This is a genomic window from Limnohabitans simekii (SeqCode), from assembly GCF_965234735.1.
Taxonomy (GTDB): Bacteria; Pseudomonadota; Gammaproteobacteria; order Burkholderiales; family Burkholderiaceae_C; genus Limnohabitans; species Limnohabitans simekii.
This window is the reverse complement of the sequence record NZ_OZ248546.1, coordinates 100,177-107,432: the sequence shown is the minus strand read 5'-3', so window position 1 is coordinate 107,432 and position 7,256 is coordinate 100,177. Positions and strand designations below refer to the sequence as shown.

Sequence of the window (7,256 nt, the reverse complement as noted above, 5' to 3'; positions counted from 1 at the left end):
CATGTCCACAGTCAGCGATGAGGAAATTAGAATGATTCAAAACAGATTGAATAACAGACCAAGAAAAAGATTGGGATTCAAAACACCCTCAGAGGTGTTTCATCAATCGCTCAAGCGCGTTGCGCTTCGAACTTGAATCCGCCAATGATTAAACCAATTCCACAGCTGCTTTTAACTGGGTTGGGCTGGTGTACAGGTATGCAGCAGTAGTGCTGATGCTGCGGTGACCAGCAAGCGTTTTCAAGATATGGATGGCAGTGCCTTTGTTGGCCAGTGTTGTTAAAAACGTTCTGCGTCCGCTGTGACTGCTTGCGCCTTCAAGGCCAGCGCCTTCGTAAAGCAGAGCAAACGTTTGCGCCAAGCTGTTTGCGCCGAAACCAGATTTGATGCTTTTTTGGCTTGCAAAGAATGGGTAGCTGCGATCCACGCATTTGGCTTGTTCAGCGTAGGCCTGTAATTCTGCTTTCAGCTTGGCGCTGACAAACACTGTACGAGCATGACGACCTTTGGTCATGTCGGGCAGCAAACGGATCTCATCTTTGATTTCGCCATTTGTGGTTGTGACATCGCTCCAGCGCAAGCAGGCTACTTCGCCGATCCTTAAACCTGCCCAGTGTGTGAGCATCATCATTGATCTGTTACGGGCTGCGTACTTGCGTGTATTGATATGCGTTAACAAGCGCTCAATTTCAGCAGTTGTCAGTGTCTTTGCTTGTGCCATGGTGTTATCTCCTAAATCATGTGTTTGCGTTAATTGCATTGTGTTTTCATATATTTATCTGGACAACCTGAGTCCTGCCAAAGTGATGGGTTTCTAGCTTGGAGTAGGGTGAAATGAACTGACTGTGGATAACTTTTTAGTGGTTTTTTTCTTTAATGATTTCAACGATCAAACCTTGAAATCTATGAAAACTAACATTTTTCGTGATTTTTCTTGGATAACTCACGCGCTCTGTGGATAACCAGAGCAGATTGGCGAGCAAGCCCTACAAGCGCTGATCTGGGTCCTCAGCACTCAAAGTATTCGGGCTGGGAATTTGATGCGCTGTAGCTCGTTTTAAACGGTGGGTTTTTGTAGACACTTACTTGTTGACAGCAGTTATGCAGCAAATCCGTGAGATTTTTGCCACGACCTAGCTCGCTGCTCAAATGGGTCCCGCAGGTCTAAATTTCTGCGCTGCGGATTTTTTAGGACCAGTGCTTGAACTTCGTGCTTGGTGAATTTAGACCGATGTCCCGCCAAATCATCGGGTTACCAAATGTCGGTTGCCCATCTGCGTGTCTGAAACAAAACTGTGGTCATGTCTACGAACAGGAACACAGAGATGAAAACACACCGAGAACTTCAACAGTTGGGACTGGACAGTTTCACCATGTCTCGATTCACAGGCACAACAGCCTATTACAGAATCAGTCGCAGGCATCTGTTGACCGATGGCACCAAGCATTTGGCAGAAAAGGCGGCTTGCTTTTGGATGATGGATGCCATTGCCAGTCACTTGTGCGAGATTGGTACTGAGGACTGGTTTGTAGTGGTTCACGTGAAGGTCACTGAGGGCAGGGCGGTGATGATCTACGAGGATGGCAATGACAAGGAACACGCCAGACAGGAGATTCCATATACAGACTTTCCCCTGGACTCCATCACGCTTTACGCCTGCTGGGATCAAGAGAACTGGGTGATCATGTTGCCCAGCGAGTATTGATCGGTATGGATAGACTAGGCGGATGAGTATCGAAAAAATTCCGCAATTCACACCAGAAGCCGCAAAGTTATGGTCAGAAATTTCAGCTCAAGATAGAAAGTTCTTTTTATCCAATACGTTGTGTACTGGCTGTGGCGGCGTTGTTCGGATCAAGAATTTCAATGGCCGTGTAGACACTGGAGATCTAGTTCTGGTTGGGCAGTGCAGTAACTGCGACGCTGCTGTAGCTAGAGTTATTGAAGTTGGCTGAGCCAAAGGCTGCGACTAATTCAGCTGTTGACTTTTAATGGCCCAGCTTGAATGCTGTGAAATCCATACTGCGCCCAAAGCAACCAACGAGCGTCTTGACTGCTTGGTGCCCGAACTTCAGTGCGTACTACTTGGCTACGACCATTGTTGGCTCTGACCTTGACGGATGCTTGGTAGGTATGCATCCAGTATTTAGCCCCTACAAGTAGCAAATCCATATCCCGATCAATTCCGGAATCAGTCCCAGTGGAAAAACAAGGACTTGCTTGAATTGGGATCAATCAGGTCAATGACCCAGGTAATTGGGCTATTTGGGTATATGGGAAGTGGCAACAATTACTATAAGCGCATGACTTTTTAATGTGAAATCAACTTTCGCTAAACAACCCAACTCAGGACACAAAAGACGTTGTTTAGTTGAAATGAAAAATTTGAGATTACTTGCTTGATTTCAAGCCGTATTTGATTCTTGCTTCTAGAAGAAGATCGTCTATTGATTTTGTTCCGGCAATATAGTCTGAATGTTTATAGAAAGGCTTTCGCTTGGCTTTAGTTGCTCTATCCGCAGGTTGGCCAGCATATTTGATACAGCATTTTCACGAGCAGCTCTGTCCGTATCAGATTTTGATGATTTCATGATCAATATTGAAGCGGTTATGCATCAAACTCCATGATGAATTCTTTGAGTAATGGCCCCTCATATGCGATTCGATCCTCAGGATCTGTTGCCTCATCCACGGGGCTGTCCATGAAGACTTTCATGGGTTTATTGATTCCGCCATAAAACTCCCATGTGTCCCAGTGAAAATCCTGATCGTTTGGATTGGGTTTTTTAGACGCATCAGGAATCCATCCATTGCCCTTGATTGATACATGTTCTCCAGATTTAATTCTGGACCAAGTTGCAGCATCAATCTTTATGCGAACCCACATCCATTCGTATCCACAGTCAGGTTCAATCTCTGCGTACTTTGAGGGTTGTGTAGTGGCTTGAACTAAGACTTGGACTTGTCTGCGAAGTTCAGCAATTTCCATCGACTGCGTTAGAAGAGTCTGATTGATCTCTTTCAGTGCAAGTTTGATTTGGTGAAAGTCATCCACGGTAGGACTCTTCTTGCATCAAAGTGATTTACTTAATGCTATGAGTGATGCTCTTGTTGATCACGCAACTTGATCAAATCAGCTGCTGTCAATTCAATGTTCTTGCCGTCAACTGCAACAACGATACCCGTGTTAGTTTTGATGGCTAGATCTTGGGCTGCACGTGCTGCTCGTTCCATGGCCGCGAAGGAGCCTGCTAAATCTGGATCAGTGGAGGTGCGAATGTCTTTGGTGTTCATTTGTTACTCCAGTCAATGAGCTTAGGGTGCATGCCAGAACTGTCATAAAAGGCCCATGAATTAACTATCTTGCTGTAACGCTCATGAAAGTTAGCCAAGCCTGCTTTAAAGCGTCTGCGTATGACATGCTCAGGGATATTGTGCCCACCCTGTTGAACACGATGCGCCACCCTGGACACGGCAATGTCTTCATTGGGCAATGACAGGAACCACAGTTTGACTTGGTAGCCGTGGGCCTGCCACAAGGCTATCTTTTTCAAATAGACCATGCCAGACAGCGTGGTTTCAAAAGCAAAGCTGTGCCCAGCATCCACACACTCATCAATTTCTTCCAGCATCAAGCGGCCAGCCTTGAATGCAGCAGTATCTGGATTGAATGGAGCCAAGCCCGCAGCGATCAAGTCGGCGTTGATAAAACGCAGCGTTTGGGCTTCAGCAGGCAAAAAGTCACGGGCAAAAGTGGTTTTGCCAGCGCCGTTGGGTCCTGCAATGATGATGATTTTCTTCAAAATTTAACTGTGTTTTCTAGATTTTATCCCCTGCAGTGCCGCTTGCCAACCGCAGGTCGTGGGCCACGACCTCAGACCTATGCCTCGATTAACAAAAACAAGGACTTGCTTGAATTGGGATCAATCAGGTCAATGAACCAGGTAATTGGGCTATTGGGGCATATGGGAAGTGGCAACAAATTACTATAAGCGCATGACTTTTTTGTATTTGCCAGGTAATCTGTATATTCCAGCTAAATACCTGTGAATTTCAGGATTTCTCAAGTCCTGACTGCAAGGGGGCAGCGCTTGATCAAAATCACCATTGACGCAAAGGTTTACGAAGCCCTGAGTCTGGCTTTTCCTAAACCTGCCAACTCTGCTCACAGAGCCTTGGCTAAATACATCCGGGTACTTGAGAACAAGCTGTTCAAAAGCTTGCACTTTGCAGCCACACCCCTGCAGCAAAAGTTAGATCTATTCACCATTTCCCTTAAAGAACTTGCAAATGAGGGCGGACAAATTGGCGCACAAAAGATGGTCTTGCATCGTTGGTTGCGTGAGAACAAGCTTAGCCTCGTGGAACCAGTGGTACTTGGATCCAACTTGACTGGTGGTGTTAGTCAATGCCGCTTGACGGATCTTGTGACCATGGTGGACACCTTGGCTATTGAGGAAACAATATTGACATCTATCAGCAATGACCGAGAGTTAGATCAGTACCTAGGGGGAGATGAATTCAGCTGTTATCAATTGGTCAACCTGCTTTACCCAGAAATCAAACGCCGAGCAAGTGACGCGGAACTGGACGATATATTTGATGTGCTGCCTGTGGACGTGGAAAGCGTCAAGAGTTACATCGTGTGGCTGAGTACAGAAGCTGAACTCATCACTTTACAAAAGAAGAATCAAGCCCTGCGCCAAGCCCGGATTATTTTGGCCATAGCCAGCGTGATGAATGGTTACTACCTACAGCGCAAAAAGCCCAGTGACTTTGGCCGCTTGTATTACGAGGGCGTGAGCGTGCAAAACATCAACAAGGAACTGCGCCGAGCAGTGCTTGGTGACTGCTGGGAATATGACATCCGCAGCAGTGTTGTGGCTTGGAAGATGGGTTGGGCCAAGCAGTACATAGGCAGTCGAGGCCAGGGCGCGGATCTGCGAAAGGTATTCAGCGCCACTCTGGGATTCTTGGAGGACAAGAATGACTTCATGGCTACTGTGCGCCACTTCACCTTTGATGAGAGCAGTCCAGTGCCCCTGGACCTTCAGCCAAAGTTGCTTAAGCAAGCTTTTACTGCAATCAGCTTCGGCGCAAGGGTCACCACACACGGTTGGCAAAACGAATCGGGTGGTTGGTCAAACCCTGCATTGGTAGACATCATCAGGAACAGCGCAGACAGGGATAGGTTTCTTAATGACTTGACAGTTCAGGCATTTATCAAAGAGCAGGGCATCTTGGATGCACACCTGTACGAGCGTGTCAAAGCCCAGCGCCGGGATTTGCTGAGCAAGCCGTTCCTGCAAACACCTAGTGGCAGACCCAGTAAATCCAAGATCTTGGCGTACCTGTACCAGCACGATGAGACCGAGGTCATGAACGTGGTCTGCGCCGTTGCCGAAAAATACGACCGTGCGCCCATTGCCCGAGTGCATGACGCCATATTCTTCAAGCGTAAGCTAAGTGTAGATTTGCGCCATGAGATGGAGCTTTGCATGCAAGAGCACAGCAAAAATCCTTATTGGCGCTTGAGCCACAAGCAATTAGAGCGATATGAACCGCGTTATTTGGATTTAAAAAAAGAACAAGAAGCCCACGAGGAGCGTATTCGCGTTGAGACTATTCGCGCTCGCGAGCATTACGCAAACTTGTCTGTTGATTGAGTCTGATTTTGAATCTGTCAACCTTAGCCTGAGTCCCGCCAAGTCATCGGGTTACCAGCGATTTCGGTTGTCCAGAGCCATGGTCTGACAATAAATTTGCTATTCCTGCAACACACATAAGGAGTAGTACATGTCAGGTTTAAGCGCATTGAAATTAGTACAGGCCAAGCAGACCCAGGGCACAAGCCCCAAGCATGCCCGGCGTCAAAAACTCAGTAGCAAATTGCATGAGCAGATCCAATTGGCCAAGGCTGAGCAAGCGGGCACCCAGTACCAGCCTACCAAACTTCGCACAGTTAAAGACGCTGTCACGGGTGAGTCCCGTAAGGTTGAAATCCCCAAGAGGATCAAACCTTGGTGGTGGCCCAGTGACAATGGCAAGTTATGCATCACTGTTCGTTACGGAGCACGTACGCTAGAAGTCATCGAAGGCAAAAACGCCATCGAGACTGACAGCATTGCAGGTGTTGTGACCACACTTGAGGTCTTACGCTCTGCAGTTGACGCTGGGGAGTTAGATGCCCGGATAGAGGCCATCAGTGGCTTGGTGAAATCGGGTTTTGACAAAGAGTCACAAGGACCTAAGCGTCCAACTTTGAAGCTACCTAGTAAGTCAAATTAATCTGGTTTTCCAAACAAAGAGGCTGACATCAGTTTTAAAAACTCCGGTAATTTAGTCATAAGCCAGGTCACTTCTTTGTTTTGTGCCATTTGATTGCTTGTCTAATATTTTTCTTCTGACAACTTCAGCAATAAGAATACCTAAGGGCGCTGACACCCAAATACATAACAAAATGTTTGCCGATGGGTAATCGCGCAGAATGGGTCCCATCACAAACAGTATGACTCTAAAAATCCAAAACGCCCCCCACATTGATCCAGCAAATCTGATCATCCAGATTCTGTGGCTGGTGACATCCCCTCTTCGTATCGCTAAAACACCCATCACAGCACAGCCATAAACAAAGAACGACATGGACCAAAACCCATACATGGAGAGGTTTCCGCCGTATTCATCAACGGAGCCGTGAGAGGCTGCAAGCCAAATGGCACAGACCGTTCCTATGGTCAAACAAGCAAAGGAAACTCTTCCAAGATACGCGTGCAAGGTAGCGTTTGCGCCAGAGCCAGGGCGCCATAGCTGAATGTGCATCAAAACAAAGACGATGGAATTGAAAGCTAAGTGTGCGTAGAGAAGGTTTGTTCTAAATTCTGTGCCATTTATAAATCGATCGTGAAAAGCTGTGCCCCATGAAGGATGCAATTCATAAGTCGAGCCCCAAACAGTACAGGCGTTATCTGGACAAGTTGCCAGTGCTGCTGCTGTTTGACCGGACTGCAAGCCGATGTTGTCGAGAACATCGTAAATTCCAATAAAGAAAGCAATGGCTGCTGGAGCGCCCTCAATCAAGTAGCGGACATTCATGAACAGTAGAAATGCAATTCCGAAAATAATGAAGGGAGTGAATTTTTTATGGGTTAGGCCCCAAATCAATAATCCTGCCCAGAGAGTTAATGAACCGAAAAAAATAGTTAGACCAAATGGCATGTTCATTCAATAGCCCTCTCGCTTGTATAAACCGACGTTT

General features: G+C 46.9%; 9 protein-coding genes and 1 pseudogene. 5 read left to right on the top strand and 5 right to left on the bottom strand.

From position 1 onward, the window contains the following. A pseudogene (locus AC8GFP_RS13375) lies at nucleotides 1-136 on the top strand (IS30 family transposase); the annotation flags it as partial. A gap of 12 nt (nucleotides 137-148) precedes the next feature. Here AC8GFP_RS13375 and AC8GFP_RS13370 read toward each other — a convergent pair. Then, nucleotides 149-760, bottom strand: a complete 612-nt coding sequence (locus tag AC8GFP_RS13370; RefSeq protein WP_506614000.1) for a tyrosine-type recombinase/integrase — start codon at nucleotides 758-760, stop codon at nucleotides 149-151. 565 nt (nucleotides 761-1,325) lie between these two features. Here AC8GFP_RS13370 and AC8GFP_RS13365 point away from each other — a divergent pair. Together AC8GFP_RS13365 and AC8GFP_RS13360 are read left to right on the top strand one after the other, a co-directional pair. Continuing rightward, nucleotides 1,326-1,706: a DUF6876 family protein gene (locus AC8GFP_RS13365; protein WP_506613998.1), complete on the top strand. Its 381-nt coding sequence runs from the start codon at nucleotides 1,326-1,328 to the stop codon at nucleotides 1,704-1,706. 22 nt (nucleotides 1,707-1,728) lie between these two features. Continuing rightward, nucleotides 1,729-1,956 carry a hypothetical protein gene (locus AC8GFP_RS13360; protein WP_506613996.1) on the top strand — a complete coding sequence of 76 codons (228 nt, stop codon included), beginning with the start codon at nucleotides 1,729-1,731 and terminating at the stop codon, nucleotides 1,954-1,956. Between the two features lie 653 nt (nucleotides 1,957-2,609). Here AC8GFP_RS13360 and AC8GFP_RS13355 read toward each other — a convergent pair. From AC8GFP_RS13355 to AC8GFP_RS13345, 3 genes are read right to left on the bottom strand one after another with little or no spacing between them, the layout of a single operon-like run. Then, the gene (locus AC8GFP_RS13355; RefSeq protein ID WP_506613994.1) at nucleotides 2,610-3,056 is read right to left on the bottom strand and encodes a hypothetical protein; all 447 of its coding nucleotides are present in this window, start codon (nucleotides 3,054-3,056) and stop codon (nucleotides 2,610-2,612) included. Between the two features lie 38 nt (nucleotides 3,057-3,094). Beyond that, nucleotides 3,095-3,295, bottom strand: a complete 201-nt coding sequence (locus AC8GFP_RS13350) for a hypothetical protein (protein ID WP_506613992.1) — start codon at nucleotides 3,293-3,295, stop codon at nucleotides 3,095-3,097. Then, nucleotides 3,292-3,807 (bottom strand): ATPase, encoded by a 516-nt coding sequence (locus AC8GFP_RS13345; protein WP_506614008.1) that lies wholly within the window; start codon nucleotides 3,805-3,807, stop codon nucleotides 3,292-3,294. Before AC8GFP_RS13345 ends, AC8GFP_RS13350 begins: the two co-directional genes overlap by 4 nt. Before the next feature lie 285 nt (nucleotides 3,808-4,092). Here AC8GFP_RS13345 and AC8GFP_RS13340 point away from each other — a divergent pair, with 285 nt between their 5' ends. Beyond that, on the top strand, nucleotides 4,093-5,667 hold the full coding sequence (locus AC8GFP_RS13340) for a hypothetical protein (protein WP_506613990.1): 1,575 nt from the start codon (nucleotides 4,093-4,095) through the stop codon (nucleotides 5,665-5,667). Nucleotides 5,668-5,797: 130 nt separating this feature from the next. Further along, nucleotides 5,798-6,289, top strand: a complete 492-nt coding sequence (locus AC8GFP_RS13335; protein ID WP_506613988.1) for a DUF6641 family protein — start codon at nucleotides 5,798-5,800, stop codon at nucleotides 6,287-6,289. A 51-nt stretch (nucleotides 6,290-6,340) separates the two neighbouring features. On the opposite strand, the gene AC8GFP_RS13330 is transcribed toward AC8GFP_RS13335, so the two are convergent. Further along, entirely contained in the window at nucleotides 6,341-7,222 is an 882-nt protein-coding gene (locus tag AC8GFP_RS13330) for a DUF2306 domain-containing protein (protein WP_506613986.1), read from the bottom strand. Between the last annotated feature and the right edge of the window lie 34 nt (nucleotides 7,223-7,256).

What these genes read in the sequence shown, in the direction of transcription:
- AC8GFP_RS13370 (WP_506614000.1), bottom strand. Translation starts at nt 760, where the DNA reads ATGCAATTAACGCAAACACATGATTTAGGAGATAACACCATGGCACAA.
- AC8GFP_RS13365 (WP_506613998.1), top strand. Translation starts at nt 1,326, where the DNA reads ATGAAAACACACCGAGAACTTCAACAGTTGGGACTGGACAGTTTCACC.
- AC8GFP_RS13360 (WP_506613996.1), top strand. Translation starts at nt 1,729, where the DNA reads ATGAGTATCGAAAAAATTCCGCAATTCACACCAGAAGCCGCAAAGTTA.
- AC8GFP_RS13350 (WP_506613992.1), bottom strand. Translation starts at nt 3,295, where the DNA reads ATGAACACCAAAGACATTCGCACCTCCACTGATCCAGATTTAGCAGGC.
- AC8GFP_RS13335 (WP_506613988.1), top strand. Translation starts at nt 5,798, where the DNA reads ATGTCAGGTTTAAGCGCATTGAAATTAGTACAGGCCAAGCAGACCCAG.
- AC8GFP_RS13330 (WP_506613986.1), bottom strand. Translation starts at nt 7,222, where the DNA reads ATGAACATGCCATTTGGTCTAACTATTTTTTTCGGTTCATTAACTCTC.